This window comes from Nocardioides hwasunensis (genome assembly GCF_014779665.1).
Classification (GTDB): domain Bacteria; phylum Actinomycetota; class Actinomycetes; order Propionibacteriales; family Nocardioidaceae; genus Nocardioides; species Nocardioides hwasunensis.
Window position 1 is genome coordinate 415413 of record NZ_JACXYY010000003.1, and the last position, 14542, is coordinate 429954.

The window sequence follows — 14542 nt, forward strand, 5'->3', positions numbered from 1 at the left end:
GCGATCCTCTGGCGCAGCGGTCGCGGACGTCAGGAGGACGCCTCCGATGTCTCGGTGCGCGAGTACCACGCGGCGAGGGCGTCGAAGCCGGCGTCGAGGCCCACCTCAGGAGTCCAGCCCAGCAGCTCGCGGGTGCGACGTTGGTCGAACCAGTGTGCCGTCGTCAGCTGCTCGGCGAGGAAGTGCGTCAGCGGTGGGGTGTCGGTGCGACGTGTGGCCGCCCACGCCAGGTCCACCGCCCGACCCGCGGCCAGGGCCAGCGGGACCGGCACGTGACGCCGGGGCGGAGCAACTCCGGCCGCCCGGCAGACGCGACCGAGGATCTCGGCCACGGGACGCGGGTCTCCCCCGCTCACCACCAGCGCCTCGCCATGGGCGGCGGGTCCGCACGCGTCGACAGCAGCGACGAGCGCCGCGGCCGCGTCGTCGACGTACGTCGTGTCGATCAGCGCGGTCCCGCGCCCGATCACCGGCAGCCGCCCGCTGCGCGCGCGGGACACCAGGCGTGCGACGAGCTGCGTGTCGCCGGGCCCCCAGACCAGGTGGGGCCGGACGGCCAGCACCGCGAAGCCGGGCGCGTCGGCGGCGAGGGCGAGCAGCTCGGCCGCGGCCTTCGTGCGGGAGTAGTGACCGCGCGCGCCCACGGGGTCGGCCGGTTCGGCGCCGGCACCGCAGAGAGGGCGACCGGTGTGCGCCACCGAGGGTGACGACACCTGGACGAAGCGCTCCACCGAGGCGGCTCGGGCGGCTGAGACGAGGGTGGCGGTGCCCCGGATGTTGGCGTGCTCGAACTCGTTCCGGGGCCCGACCACGTCGACCTTGGCAGCGAGGTGCAGGACGGCATCCTGTCCCCGCACGGCGCGGTCCACGGCGCCGGGGTCGGCGACGTCGCCCAGCACCTCGCGGCAGTCGAGGCCGGCGCTGCGACGCTGCATCACCGTGACGTCGTCACCGCGGGCCATCAAGAGCCTCGCCGTGGTTCGCCCCAGCAGGCCGGACGCGCCAGTGACCAGGACCTTCACGCGCTCACCGGCCACCGCGTCCCGCGAGCGACCGGGCCGCCTGCCGGGCGACCTCGAGCCTGTCGACCTTGGACGCGTGCCGGATGTCGAGGGGCAGCCGGTCGCTGCACAGCACGGCCGCCACGGGGACCCCGGCGACGCGACGTACGTCCTCGGCCAGCTCGTGATCGGCGACCCTCAGGTCCAACGGACCCCGACGGCGGCGGCGCCCGCGCCCGTCGGCCGCGCCGTCGTCGCGCACGACGACGGCGACCACCACCTGGGCGTCGCGAGGACCCACACCCACGACCGCTGCGGCTCGTACGCCGTCCAGCGACTCCACGCGCTGCTCGACCGCGACCGGCGTCACCGGGCCGGCGGCCGTGCTGACCACGTGTGCCGAGCGGCCCTCGATCCACAGCCGGCCCTCGTCGTCGACGTGACCGACGTCGCCGGTGGCGTGCCAGCCCGGGTGCCGGCTCGCCGTGCGCTCGGTGTCCCACAGGGAGTCGTAGTGGTCCTTGACGTGGGCGGCGCGGACGCAGATCTCGCCCGTCACGCCGGGAGCCAGCACGAGTGCCGCGTCCGACCCCCGGTGCTCGAACGGCTCCACGGCGATCTCCACCCCCGGGAGCGGACGTCCCACGCAGACGCCCTCCCCCGCTCCGGCGCGCCTGATCTGGCCGTAGGAGACGTCGGTGACTGGCAGCACTTCGGTCATGCCGTAGGGCGTGTGGAGGCTCGCGCCCGGCAACACCTCGCCGACGTCGGCGAGCAGCGCGGCCGGCACGGGCGCACCAGCCGACATCAGCAGCCGGACACGTGACAGCGCCTCACGCTGGTCGGTCGAGAGGTCGGCGCTCGTGGCGACCACCCGCCGCAGGGCCGCCGGAGAGGCGAAGACGACCCGTGCGTCGACGGCGCTCGCCGCGTCGGCCAGGAGCGGAGCGGTCAACGTGTCCGGGGCGGTGACGTCGATGTCGGGGACCACCGACCCGAGCCCCAGGGCGGGACCGAGGATGGAGAAGGGTGCGAACGCGGCCACGAACGTGTCGTCGGGCTGCAGGTCGTAGGTCGCGCGGACGAGGTCGACCTGGGCCCGGACCTGCCGGTGCCGGTAGACGACCCCCTTGGCCGGGCCCGTGGCTCCCGAGGTGAAGACCACGGCGCACTCCGCGTCGGGTCCCGGGGCAGCCGGCATCGGGGTGGTCCGAGCGCGTCCCGCGAGCTCGTCCAGGTCGTGGTCGACCCCGAGAAGGCGGCGGGTCGCCGGGGGCAGCGGGCGCACCGCGATCCGCGAACCTGGCAGGCCCATCACCCGGGCGGCCGCCAGACCGGCACGACCGGCGACGAGGTGGTCGATGGACGCTCCGCGCAGGGCGCGGCGCATCCCGGCGAACCCGAGACCCTTGTCGGCCACCACCACGACCGCACCTGCTCGCCACACGGCGTAGACCACCGAGGTCAGGTCGGCGGACGGCTCGACGAGCAGGCCCACCCGGTCGCCGGGCCGCACACCGGCGGCCGCCAGTCCGGCGGCCAGCTCGGTGACCCGGCGGGACAGCGCAGCCCAGCTGACCGTCGTGCCGTGCGCGGACATGGCCGGACCCGGGTCGTCGGCGCGACGGTCGAGGGCGGCCCACAGGGGTACGTGCTCCGAGGCGGTCGCTGCAGCGACCTCCGTGTCGGTGTCCGGCGTGGCGGGGACGGCCTGGGACTCGTCCAGCTCGCGCACCCAGGTGGCCACGAGCTCGGCGTAGTGCGGGGCGTCCTCGGTCACGAGGTGCGAGGCACCCTCGAACCGGTGGACCTGCGCCTGGGGCAGGCGCTCACGCAGGTCAGCCAGGTAGCGCTCGCCGAAGACGGGGTCGCGCGGCCCCCAGAACATCAGGGCCGGCACGTCCAGGCTGCGCACGCCGTCGGCCAGGTCGGACACGACGTCGTAGGACGGGTGGCCGGCCGAGAAGGGGATGTCGGCGACGAAGGCGCCCACGGACCGACGACGCCCGGGCGTGCGGTAGGGCGAGGCGAGCGCGTCACGGACCCCGCGGTCCAGCGCGGGCCGCGAGAGTGCGGACGTGGCGCGCACGAACACCGGCGTGGCCACGCAGCCGACCGAGCGCACGCCCGGCAGGTGGGCGAGGCGGATCAGCGGCGGGCCCAGGTCACCGGGCGGCTGGGCCACCGCGGTGTTGCCGAGGACGACCCCCCGCAGCTGGTCACGATGGGCCAGCGCCCAGCCCAGCGAGAGGATCCCGCCCCAGTCGTGGCCGACCGTGACGACAGGTCCGGTGACTCCCATCGCCTCGGTGAGGCGGCCGAGGTCGGCGACGCGCTGCTCGACCGTGCGCTGGGTGTCGAGGCGCTCGGAGAACCCCATCCCGAGGTGGTCGGGTGCGACCACGCGCCAACCCGCCGGCGCCGCCGCGATCAACCCGCGCCACAGGTAGGACCACGTCGGGTTGCCGTGCACGCACAGGAGGGTCCCGTGGGTGGGCTCCACGCCGTTGTCGAGGACGTGCCACCGCCGCTCACGACCCTCGGCGTCCGGGGCGACGACCGTCCGCGACCACGCGGGGTCCAGCCCGGGCAGGTCGTCGGGCACCCGGTGGTCCGCCACCACCGCGCTCACCAGCGGATCTCGACGACGCTGGCGTTCAGCCCGGAGCCGATCCCCATGAGGAGGACCCGGTCCCCCGGGCTGAGGTCGCTGGTCTGGTCGGCGAGCGTGAAGGCCACGGAGGCAGGCCCGATGTTGCCGAACTCGGGGAAGCTGCGCGGGACGTCCTCGGGGTCGATCTTGAGGCGTTCGCAGATGGCGTCGGTGTGGACCTGCGAGATCTGGTGCAGGAAGTAGCGGCGGATGCCGGCGTCCCAGCCGAACTCGCCGGCGGCCTCGTCCCAGAGCCCGGACGAGAGCTCGAGCCCGGCCGCGAGCAGCCCCTTCAGGTCGGTCCTCATGGTGTCGTTGTCGCCGACGCACAGCTCGTGGTGCTGCGTCGCGGCGCGACTCACCCCGGCGACCAGCGCGTGGCCCTCGGGGTGCTGGTCGGCTCGCCCCAGGACCATCGCCACCGCACCGGAGCCCAGTGTCAGGGCGGCGAACTCCGACATCAGGTCACGTGAGGTCACGCCCTCGGCGGACAGCCTCCTCATGGTGGCCTCCTGCACGGGCTGGGAGTCCTCGCTGTCCACCACCAGCGCCGTGTCGATCATGCCCGCCTCGATCATGGCGGCCGCGATCTCCATGCCGTTCATGAAGCCGAGGCAGGCATTGGTCACGTCGAAGTTCTGGCAGGCCGGCGACAGGCCGAGAGCATCGTGGATGACGACCGCGGTCGAGGGTTCCAGCCAGCGGCGGCTCAACGAGGTGTTGATGAGCAGGTCGACCTGCCCGGGAACCAGGTCGCTCGCCGCCAGGGCTGCTCGGGCGGCCGCGACGGCGCCGTCGGTGAAGGGTTGGTCGTCAGCCCAGCGACGCCGCTCGCGGATGCCGACCAGGCCCTCGAGCAGCCCCGCACGCATGCGCGTACGCCGGTAGACCTCGCTCAGCCTCTCGTCCAGCTCTGCCGAGGTGACGACGACGGGCGCCTCGACCCGCTCGACCCCCAGCACGACTGCGCGCTCGTAGCGATGGGTTGAGTTCTGGATCATGGGTGCTCCTGGAGACACGCCGGGCGGCGACTGTGGTGAAAGAGAGGCCGCTTCGGGTACCCATGCGTGAGCCCCGCATGCACGAGACGAGCCCGATCCCTGAGTCCGCAAACCCTCCTGACACCTCGGATGCTAGTCCGTGGGCTGTCAACACCTTCAGTCCTCCACCCCCAGGGCTGGTCCCGGCCGTCCTCGCGCTCAGCCGGTGACGCCGAACCGCTCCACGCGGATGGCCTCCGGGCTGAAGCCCGACGCCACGAGGAGATCCTCGGCGAGCTGAGCGAAGCGGGCGGAGCCACAGACGTAGGCCACCTCGACCCCGGCCAGGAGCGGTGTGAGCTCCTTCACGGTCGGGGCGCCGGGTGGGCGGTCATCGGCGGTGTGCCGGGTGAAGGCGATCGTGGCGCCCGCCTCGGCGAGCTCGGAGGCGTACGGCAGCTCGTCGGGGCTGCGGCCCACGGCCACCACCCGCAGCAGGTCGGCGCGGCCGAGGTGTCGCGCGGCACGGGTCATGGAGACGGCCGGGACGACGCCGGTCCCGCCGACGAGGCACAACGCCGGCGTGGACACGTCCCACCGGAACCAGCGCCCGATCGGGCCGCGCATCTCCAGGACGTCGCCGACCTCGGCCACGTCGGCGAGGAACTCCGAGACCTCCCCGCCCGGGAGCCTCTCGACCAGGAACTCCACCAGCGGGTCCTCGTCGTGGGAGGCGACGGAGTAGGACCGCTGCGCGGTGTAGTCGTCGGGTGCCCGCAACCGGATGAGGTAGTGCTGGCCGGGCCGGTGCCGCTGCCGGTCCTCGACGTGCATCCGGAGTCGTACGAGGTGGGGTGCGGGCATCTCCTTGGTGATGATCCGTCCGGTCGTCCACGCGGTCGCACCCGCCCCCACGGGCGCGAAGGAGTCGCTCACGCGTCGCCCTGGTAGCGCTGCTCGAGCCACGGATCGCCGCGGTCGTGGTAGCCGTTGGTCTCCCAGAACCCGGGACGGTCCCCGGCCGTCAGCTCGAGCCGGCTGATCCACTTCGCGGACTTCCAGAAGTAGAGGTGCGGGACCAGCAGCCGCACCGGGCCACCGTGCTCCGCCGTCAGCGGCTTGCCTCCGTAGTCCCACACGACCCACGCCCTGCCACCGGTGACGTCGGACAGCGGCAGGTTGGTCGTGTAACCCGTGGTGGAGTACGCCATGACGAACGCCGCATCGTCCTGCGGCCCGGCCACCTCGAGCAGCGTGTCGACGGAGACGCCGGTGAACGCCACGTCGAACTTCGACCAGGTCGTCACGCAGTGGATGTCACCGCGGAAGGAGGACGTCGGCAGCTGGTGCACCTCGTCCCACGTCCACGTCGTCGGCTCGTCCACGAGGCCCTCGACGGCGAGGGTCCACGACTGTGGGTCGATGCGCGGGGTGGCCTCCGCCGTCAGCACCGGCCAGCTCCCACCGACGTCGTACTGCCCCGGCGGCAACCGGCCCCCGGAGTCGGGTCGGCGTCGGCTGAATCCTCGGGTCACCGGCATCGGGCGTCTCCTCGTGGCCAGGACCTCGGAGAGGTCGGGACGTCCAGCATCCCCTGATCGGCCGGTCACGGCCAGAGGTCTCCGGCCTGGGTCGGCGCGGTCTAGGTCATCCGGAAGATCGGCCATCCGATCTCGGTGCGCCAGGCGGCGGGGTCGGGGTCGTCGGCCGGTCCGACGAGGTAGGTCTCCCGGACGGGGCCGGCGACCGCGAGTGCGTTCGCGACGACCCACGACCCGAGCTCGCCGTAGGTGATGTCGGAGTCGTCGTGCGGGCCGACGTGGGTGGCGACCGCCAGCTCCACCGCCGGCAGGGTCACCGGGCGTACGCGCCCGCGACGCGGCGGGTCGGCTGACGGCAGGTGCAGCAGGACGTGGCCACGTCCCTCCTCGAAGAGGGAGTTGTCGTAAACCCCTCCCGGGGGGCCGGTGCGGGTGCCGATCGCGGCGTCGAGCTCGGCCAGGGCTCCGGCGAACCACGCGGCCACGGAGTCGCCGTCGACGTCGTCCTCGATCGCGGCCACGGTCGTCACGGGCACGGCCCTCAGCTCGACGCTCAGGGGCACGGGGTCGGGGTCGAGGAGGCGACGCAGCGACACGACCGCGGACCGGGTCCGGTCCAGCTCGGCCTCCAGTCGCGCCAGGTGGTCGGACACGAGCGCGGCACGGCGGTCGGGGTCGCCCGACTCGATGATGCGTCGGACGTCTGCGAGGGGTACGTCGAGCTCCCGGAGGCGGTGGATCACCTGCGCGGTCGGGATCTGGTGACCGTCGTAGGAGCGGTACCCGGTGGCCCGGTCGACCGCGGCGGGAACGAGCAGCCCCGCCTCGTGGTAGCGACGCAGCGTCTTCACGCTCAGGTGCGTCAGGCGCGAGAACTCACCGATGGCCAGCATGGCGTCAGTGTGCACTCTCCCCCCGGGGGAGAGTCACGTGCTTGACCCTGCCGCTCGGGGACGCAGCAGCGTGGGCGCCATGACCACACCGCTGAGAGGAAACGACACCATGGACGACAACACCGCATTCGCGTGGGACGCGCTCCCCGACGTCGTGGCGAGCTACCTGCGCGCCCACGTGTCCCAGGACTTCGCCACCGCCGTGACCTACCTGCCCGAGGACGTCACCGTCACCGACAACGGCGAGGTCCTCGAGGGCCGCGACGAGACGTTCGAGGTCTTCGACCAGTCGGCGCAGGACTACGAGGTGCAGACCACGCTGGGCTCGGTCTCCCGGCCCGCGGACGACGTGTGGGAGGTCGGCACGCACCTCTCGGGGAACTTCCCCGGCGGCGAGGTCGACCTCCGCATGGTCTTCACCCTCGTCGACGACGTGATCCGCAGGCTCGACATCACCGTCTGACGTCACCACCCCCACCGACACCACCAGGAGGATCGACATGTCCCAGTCAGATCGCGACCGTCTCGACGGTCGACGCGCACTCGTCACAGGCGGGTCCAAGGGCGCGGGAAGGGCGGTGGTGGACAGGTTGCGAGAGCTGGGCGCGGACGTGTGGACCACCGCGCGGACGATGCCAGCCGGCTACGAGCACTCGGACCGCTTCATCGAGGCCGACACCTCGACCGTCGACGGCGCGACGGCCGTCGCGGCGAGGGTCTCGGGGCACGGTCCGCTCGACATCCTGGTGCACGTGGTCGGCGGCTCGTCCACACCGCCCGGCGGGTTCGCCGCCGCAGGTGAGGAGCAGTGGATGGCCGAGCTGAACCTCAACCTCCTCGGCGCGGTCCGGCTGGATCGAGCCCTGCTCCCCGGCATGGTCGAGGCCGGATCGGGCGCGGTGGTCCACGTCACCTCGATCCAGCGCCAGATGCCGCTGCACGACGCGACCCTTCCCTACGCCGCCGCCAAGGGTGCGCTGCGGACCTACAGCAAGGGGCTGGCGAACCAGCTCGCTCCCCACGGCGTCCGGGTCAACGCCGTCAGCCCCGGCGGCATCGAGACCGAGGCCTATGAAGGCTTCATCGACCTTCTCGCCCGGGGCAACGACCTGACGCCCGACCAGGCGAGGCAGACGATCCTCGACTCCCTCGGAGGGGTTCCCCTCGGACGGTTCGCGTCACCCGCGGAGATCGCGGACCTCGTCGGCTTCCTCGTCTCCGATCGAGCCTCCTCGATCGTGGGAGCCGAGTACGTCATCGACGGCGGGACCGTCCCCACCACCTGATGAGGTCGGGAGCGAGCGTGTCCCCCGTGCGAGCCGTACGACTCCGACCTGAGCTCAGCTCGTAGCCGCAACGGAGTCGCGGCCGGCCTGGTGCGTCGACGACCGTCTGGTCGCGCGCCTGTCCGATGCGAACACCCTGGTGGACCGAGTCCCCCCGAGCGAGGGAAAGGATCTTCCTGGGTTCATCGCGTGAAGGGCTCGAAGATGGCGGCGACCAGGGCGCCTGCCCGCGCCGGTTCCCCTTCGGCGATCGCCTCGACCAGGTCGTGGTGGTGGCCATGTGCCGGGTCCTCGCTCCCGTCCTCGTCGTCGCGCATGTGGATGGCGAACACGTCGATCATGCTGGAGTAGAGCTGCAGGTAGAGGGGGTTGTGCGTCGCCGCCACGATCGCTCGGTGCAGTGCGAGGTCCGCGCTCGCTCGAAGGTCCGGGTCGCCGGTGTGCCAGCTCGCCTCCCGACGCTGTCGCAGGTCGCGCAGGAGCTCGACGTCCGCGTCCGAACGACGCGAGGCGGCGAGCGATGCGGCCGTGCTGTCGAGAGCGAGGCGCAGCTCGAGGTAGTCGCGGCGGCTGCCTCCCGAGAGCCCACGCGCGAGGGGGGCGGTCAGCTCCGAGCTCGAGATGACGAAGGTGCCGCGTCCCTGCTCACGGCTGAGCAGACCGGCATGCACCAGCGCCTGGAGCGCCTCGCGCACCGTGTTGCGCCCGACCCCGAACTCGGAGACCAGCTGGCTCTCGGTGGGGATCCGCTCACCGACCGGCCAACGGCCCGTCGAGATCTCTCCCTGGAAGCGTGCGGCGACCTGATCGATGAGTCCCTCTCGACGCACCGGTCGCGTCGTGCCAGACTGCCTTCGATTCATCCCATGATCCCATCATTCGCTGCTCCTGGAGTCCAGTGTGACCGTTCTGTCGCCGGCACCGCTGCCCGTGCATCGCGCTCGGCTCTCGTTCTGGGCGGGAGTCGCCATCGCGCTGACCGCGGTCAACCTACGCACGGCGGTCACGGGATTCGCGCCGCTGCAGGAGATCATCGGTGCCGACCTGGGGTACGGCGTGGCGCTCGCCGGCCTGCTCGGCACCGCCCCGGCGGCCGCGTTCGGAGTCTTCGGCATCCTCGCTCCGGTGGTGACCAGACGGTTCGGGCTCGAGCGCACCGCCACCGCCGCACTTGCGCTCACCGCGGTCTCACTCGTGCTGCGCGCGGTGTCCCCGAGCCCCCTGGCGCTGGTGCTGTCGACCGTGCTGGCCCTGGCCGGGATCGGTGCGGCCAACGTCGTCGTCGTGCCGCTGGTGAAGGCGTGGTTCGCGCATCGCCTCGCGCTGTGGACCTCGTTCTACCTGATCCTGATGCAGACCGGTCAGTTCGTCGCCCCGCTCCTGGCCGTGCCGGTGGCGGAGGCAGCGTCCTGGCGGCTCTCCGTGGGACTCTGGGCCGCGCCGGCCGCCCTGGCGGCCCTGGTCTGGCTGGTGCTGACCGCGAAGCTGCCCACCGACCACCACGCGCCCGTCGCGACGATCGCGGGCGACGCGAGGCCGAGGCTGCGCCGGTCGTCGACCGCCTGGGGACTGACGATCCTGTTCGCGATGGTGGGGCTGTCCAACTACGCGATCATCACCTGGGTGCCCTCGGTGCTCACCGACGCCGGTGGCAGCACCTCCCTGGGCGGGTCCATGGTCGGGCTCTACTCGGCCTGGGGAGTCCTCGCGGCCCTAGTGGTCCCGCAGGTGGCCACGCGCATGGAGAACCCGTTCGCCGTCGTCGTCGCGTGCGCCGCCTTCCTCGTGCTCGGCTATGTGGGCCTTGCCGTGTCGCCCCTCGACGGCACCGTCGTGTGGGTGTGCGCGCTGGGCGTCGGCGTCAGCACGTTCCCGCTGTGCATGGCGCTGATCAACCGACGGACCAGGAGCCCGCAGTCCGCCTCCGCCGTCTCGGGCTTCGTGCAAGGCATCGGCTACGGCGTGGCGTGCGTGGGCCCTGTCGGCCTCGGGCTCCTGCGCGAGGCGACGGGCTCCTGGACGACCCCGCTCGTGGTGCTCGCTGCGACCACCGTGCCAGGCGTGGCCGCCGGCTGGTTCGCCTGCCGGCCCCGCTACGTCGAGGACTCCCGGTCCGCGTGACCACGAGCTCCCTTCGGCCTACAGACGCTCGCCCGCCTCGACCCGCGCCTCGATCGTGTTGCCGGCCGGGGCGAGCGGGCAGCGCCAGCGGTCGTCGTAGCGGCAGGACGGGTGGTAGGCGAAGTTGAGGTCCAGGACCAGGTGCCGGTCGTCGCCGCCGAGCCAGGCACCCTTGGCCGTGTCGAGCAGGTAACGACCGGCGCCGTAGCTCCCGTCGCCGGCGGTGCCGTCGCGCATCGGCACGAAGATCCCGCCGCCGTACTGGTGCAGCCACCACACGTCGAGGCTGCCGCCGACCGGCTCGGGCAGCCGGACGAGTCCGATCCGGCGCAGCGTGACCGAGCCGTCGTCCCCTCCGTCGACGTCACGCTCGTCGACCTCGGCCGGCTCGATCTCGAGGGTGAACCGCAGCGTCGGGTCGTAGGGCCAGTAGTCCACGCCGTTCACCCGCAGCTGGGGGACGCCGGCGGTCGGGCTCTGCGGGTGCGTGGCGAAGAGGTCGGCCCGTCCCTCCCGCCAGTGGCGGTGTCCCTCGGCGGGGTCGGCGCACGAGCGCACGACCTCGTAGAGCGACGAGAGGCGCGAGCGCCAGTCGGCGAGCGTCAGGGCGGACGAGGTGTTCGGCACCGCACCACTGTCGCACCTGAGCACGTCAGGGCGATCGGCGTGCCTGCATGAGCTGGTCGCACACGTCTGCGACGAGGTCGTACGGCAGCTCCTGGGCGTGGAGGAAGCGCACGGTGTCCTTTCCCGACCTGTACGGAGCGACGCGGGACTCCAGGGCATCCTCGAACGCGGGGACCGGGTAGAGGGCGATGTGTCGCTTCCAGCCCGCGAAGTGCAGCCCGTACCGGTCACCGACCATGACCGCCGGCATGCCGTAGCGGACCACCTCGTGACTCCCCGGCAGGTGATCCACGATCACACGTCGCACCTGCTCCAGTCGGGCGCGCACGTCAGGCGGGAACTCAGCGATGTAGGCCTCGACCGCGTCCTCGCCCGGGGAGCTCATCCCTCAGTATGGCCGCTCCGCGAGACGCCGGGCGAGGTAGGGAGCGGTGGCACTCTGCGCGGACCCGGCGACCTGCGCGGGTGAACCGGTCGCGACCACGGTCCCGCCGTGGTCTCCCCCACCGGGTCCCAGGTCGATGACCCAGTCGGCGGTGGCGATGGTGTCGAGGTCGTGCTCGACGAGGACGACGGTGTTGCCCGCGTCGACGAGACGGTGGAGCTGGCGCACGAGCAGCGCGGTGTCGGCCGGGTGCAGCCCCGAGGTGGGTTCGTCGAGCAGGTAGAGCGCGTGCCCGCGGCGCGCCCGCTGGAGCTCGGTGGCCAGCTTGATCCGCTGGGCCTCGCCGCCGCTCAGCTCGGTGGCGGGCTGGCCGAGCCGGAGGTAGCCGAGCCCGACCTCGCGGAGCGTCTCCAGGCTCCTCGATGCCGCCGGCACGTCGGCCAGGAAGACCGCCGCCTCATCGACCGACATGGCCAGCACCTCGGCGACGTTCCGGTCGCGGTAGGTGACCTCGAGCGTCGAGGCGTCGTACCTGGCGCCGTGGCAGGTCGGGCAGGGGGCATAGGTGCCCGGAAGGAACATCAGCTCGACCGACACGAACCCCTCGCCCTGGCAGGTGTCGCACCGCCCCTCGGCCACGTTGAACGAGAACCGCCCGGCGCCGTAGCCGCGGGCACGTGCCTCGTCGGTCGCGGCGAACACCTTGCGCACGGCGTCGAAGAGACCGGTGTACGTCGCCAGGTTGGAGCGCGGAGTCCGGCCGATCGGGCGCTGGTCGACGCGCACCAGGCGGTCGAACGCCTCGAGCCCCGACACGTCGTCGACGTCGATCTCGAGGCCGGCGTCGTCGGGATCCTCCGGCACCAGACCGAGCCGGTCGCGCACCAGCTCGGCCAGCACCTGGGTCACCAGCGTCGACTTCCCCGAGCCCGACACCCCGGTGACGGCCGTGAGGACGCCGAGCGGGACCTCGACCGAGAGGTCCCGGAGGTTGTGCCGGTCGATGCCGCGCAGGTGCAACCAACCGGTCGGCTCACGGGGATCGTGCCGCAGCGGCTCGACGCGGCCGAACAGGTGGTCGCCGGTGACCGAGGCCGCCACCGCCTCGAGGCCCGCGACCGGGCCGCTGTAGAGCACCTGTCCCCCGCCCTCGCCCGCACCCGGTCCGATGTCGACGACCCAGTCGGCACGGCGTACGACGTCGAGGTCGTGCTCGACGACGAAGAGGGTGTTGCCCGCTGCCTTGAGGCGGTCGAGCACGTCGAGCAGCGGCTCGGCGTCGGCGGGGTGCAGACCGGCCGACGGCTCGTCGAGGACGTAGACGACCCCGAACAGGCCGGAGCGCAGCTGGGTGGCGATCCGCAGCCGCTGCGCCTCTCCGGGCGACAGCGTCGTGGAGCCACGCCCCAGGCTGAGGTAGCCGAGACCGAGGTCGAGCAGCACCTCCAGGCGGGCGACGAGGTCGGCGCAGATCCGGACCGCCGCCTCGGTGGTCCCGTCGTCCTCCGTGGTCCCGGCGACGGGTCGCAGCAGCGAGACGACGTCGGCGAGGGCCAGCGCGTTGACCTCGGCGATCGAGCGTCCTCCGAAGGTCACTGCCAGGGACTCGGGCTTCAGCCCGCTGCCGTGGCACACCGTGCACGTCGAGTCACGCACGAACCGCAGTGCCCGCTCCCGCATCCGCTCGCTCTGGGAGTCGGCGAGCACGTGCATGACGTGCTTGCGGGCGCTCCAGAACGTGCCGTGGTAGCCGTGGTCGATGCGGTCGCGCTCGGGCTTGACGAGCACCGACGGCTGCTCGTCGGTGAAGAGCAGCCAGTCCCGGTCCTTCCTCGCCAACCGCCTCCACGGGCGGTCCACGTCGATGCCCAGGCCGGCGACGATGCTGCGCAGGTTGGCGCCCTGCCATGCACCCGGCCAGGCGGCGATGGCGCCGTCGCGGATGCTCAGGGACGTGTCCGGCACGAGCAGGTCCTCGGCGACGTCGTGCTCCACCCCGAGACCACCGCAGCGCGAGCACGCTCCGGCGGCGGTGTTGGGCGAGAACGCCTCGGCGGCGAGGTGCTCGGCACCCTCGGGATAGTCACCGGCACGCGAGTAGAGCATGCGCAGCAGGTTCGAGAGCGTGGTGATGGTGCCGACCGTCGAGCGCGAGCTCGGCGCGCCGCGCCGCTGCTGCAGCGCCACCGCCGGCGGCAGACCGGTGATCTCCTGCACGTGCGGTGCGCCCACCTGCTGGAGCAGCCGGCGCGCGTAGGGCGCGACCGACTCGAAGTAGCGGCGCTGCGCCTCGGCGTACAGCGTGCCGAAGGCCAGCGAGGACTTGCCCGACCCGGACACCCCGGTGAAGGCGACGAACGCGTTGCGGGGCAGGTCGACGTCGACGTCGCGCAGGTTGTGCTCGCTGGCTCCGCGCACGCGCACGTAGGGGTCAGTGGTCTCGGTCGTCGTCACTGCCTGACGGTAGCCGTCGCCGTACGGGCCGGGCACGGCGCGGTCGACTAGGGTCGACGTTGCCACGTCACCCGCCCCTGAGGAGCCCCCCATGCACCCGACCCACGTCCCGATCCGCGTCGCCACCGGTGCGTTCATCCTCAACTCGGGGATCGGCAAGCTCTCCGCCGACGAGGGCACCGCGCAGTTCCTCCACGGCGCGGCCGCGTCGACCTATCCCGCCCTCTTCAAGGACATGGAGCCGACGAAGTTCGCGAAGGTGCTGGCCTACAGCGAGATCGCGCTCGGTACGGCGCTCCTGGCGCCCATGGTGCCCGCGACCGTCGCCGGGGCCGGGCTGGCCGGCTTCGGCGCCAGCCTGGTCGGGATGTACCTCAAGACGCCCTCCATGACCCTCGAGGACGGGATCCGCCCGAGCCAGGAGGGCACGGCCGTCGCGAAGGACGTGTGGCTGGTCGGTGCGGGCCTGACGCTCCTGACGCAGGGCATCGCCGCGTCCGCGAAGTCGCGGGCGCGGGCCACGAAGGAGTCGATCCGCCAGGCGGCTCCCTTCACCAGCTGACCTGGCGTCGCCCCGACCTCCCGGGCGCGCACGCTCCCG

The 14542-nt window shown here is 72.6% G+C and carries 14 protein-coding genes; 4 read left to right on the plus strand and 10 right to left on the minus strand.

The genetic code is table 11. The features are described 5' to 3' along the window. Positions 1–29: 29 nt before the first annotated feature. From IEZ25_RS09005 to IEZ25_RS09030, 6 genes are all read right to left on the minus strand, one after another. The gene (locus IEZ25_RS09005; protein WP_318152130.1) at positions 30–1037 is read right to left on the minus strand and encodes an NAD-dependent epimerase/dehydratase family protein; all 1008 of its coding nucleotides are present in this window, start codon (positions 1035–1037) and stop codon (positions 30–32) included. After that, entirely contained in the window at positions 1027–3633 is a 2607-nt protein-coding gene (locus IEZ25_RS09010; protein ID WP_318152131.1) for an alpha/beta fold hydrolase, read from the minus strand. Before IEZ25_RS09010 ends, IEZ25_RS09005 begins: the two co-directional genes overlap by 11 nt. Continuing rightward, entirely contained in the window at positions 3630–4655 is a 1026-nt protein-coding gene (locus tag IEZ25_RS09015; RefSeq protein ID WP_191199058.1) for a 3-oxoacyl-ACP synthase III, read from the minus strand. Before IEZ25_RS09015 ends, IEZ25_RS09010 begins: the two co-directional genes overlap by 4 nt. A gap of 198 nt (positions 4656–4853) precedes the next feature. Beyond that, complete coding sequence (locus tag IEZ25_RS09020) at positions 4854–5570, minus strand: FAD-binding oxidoreductase (RefSeq protein WP_318152132.1); 717 nt, start codon at positions 5568–5570, stop codon at positions 4854–4856. Further along, on the minus strand, positions 5567–6175 hold the full coding sequence (locus IEZ25_RS09025) for a sulfite oxidase-like oxidoreductase (protein WP_191199059.1): 609 nt from the start codon (positions 6173–6175) through the stop codon (positions 5567–5569). Before IEZ25_RS09025 ends, IEZ25_RS09020 begins: the two co-directional genes overlap by 4 nt. Positions 6176–6276: 101 nt before the next feature. Continuing rightward, positions 6277–7068 (minus strand): MerR family transcriptional regulator, encoded by a 792-nt coding sequence (locus IEZ25_RS09030; protein ID WP_191199060.1) that lies wholly within the window; start codon positions 7066–7068, stop codon positions 6277–6279. A gap of 109 nt (positions 7069–7177) precedes the next feature. Between IEZ25_RS09030 and IEZ25_RS09035 the strand changes: the two genes are divergently transcribed. Together IEZ25_RS09035 and IEZ25_RS09040 are read left to right on the plus strand one after the other, a co-directional pair. Further along, positions 7178–7531 (plus strand): nuclear transport factor 2 family protein, encoded by a 354-nt coding sequence (locus tag IEZ25_RS09035; RefSeq protein ID WP_191199061.1) that lies wholly within the window; start codon positions 7178–7180, stop codon positions 7529–7531. A gap of 37 nt (positions 7532–7568) precedes the next feature. Next, entirely contained in the window at positions 7569–8354 is a 786-nt protein-coding gene (locus IEZ25_RS09040) for an SDR family oxidoreductase (protein WP_191199062.1), read from the plus strand. 182 nt (positions 8355–8536) lie between these two features. Here IEZ25_RS09040 and IEZ25_RS09045 read toward each other — a convergent pair whose 3' ends face one another. Further along, entirely contained in the window at positions 8537–9184 is a 648-nt protein-coding gene (locus IEZ25_RS09045) for a FadR/GntR family transcriptional regulator (RefSeq protein ID WP_318152133.1), read from the minus strand. 70 nt (positions 9185–9254) lie between these two features. Between IEZ25_RS09045 and IEZ25_RS09050 the strand changes: the two genes are divergently transcribed. Then, a complete protein-coding gene (locus IEZ25_RS09050; RefSeq protein WP_191199064.1) occupies positions 9255–10475 on the plus strand; it encodes an MFS transporter in 1221 nt (406 codons plus the stop codon). Positions 10476–10493: 18 nt separating this feature from the next. Here the strand turns inward: IEZ25_RS09050 and IEZ25_RS09055 are convergent, their stop codons facing one another. From IEZ25_RS09055 to uvrA, 3 genes are read right to left on the minus strand one after another with little or no spacing between them, the layout of a single operon-like run. Beyond that, entirely contained in the window at positions 10494–11102 is a 609-nt protein-coding gene (locus tag IEZ25_RS09055) for a DUF1684 domain-containing protein (protein WP_191199284.1), read from the minus strand. 25 nt (positions 11103–11127) lie between these two features. Continuing rightward, positions 11128–11487, minus strand: a complete 360-nt coding sequence (locus IEZ25_RS09060; protein ID WP_191199065.1) for an iron chaperone — start codon at positions 11485–11487, stop codon at positions 11128–11130. A 3-nt stretch (positions 11488–11490) separates the two neighbouring features. Next, positions 11491–13941: an excinuclease ABC subunit UvrA gene (gene uvrA, locus IEZ25_RS09065; RefSeq protein ID WP_318152134.1), complete on the minus strand. Its 2451-nt coding sequence runs from the start codon at positions 13939–13941 to the stop codon at positions 11491–11493. 91 nt (positions 13942–14032) lie between these two features. Here uvrA and IEZ25_RS09070 point away from each other — a divergent pair, with 91 nt between their 5' ends. After that, positions 14033–14503 carry a hypothetical protein gene (locus tag IEZ25_RS09070; RefSeq protein WP_191199067.1) on the plus strand — a complete coding sequence of 157 codons (471 nt, stop codon included), beginning with the start codon at positions 14033–14035 and terminating at the stop codon, positions 14501–14503. Positions 14504–14542: the final 39 nt, after the last annotated feature.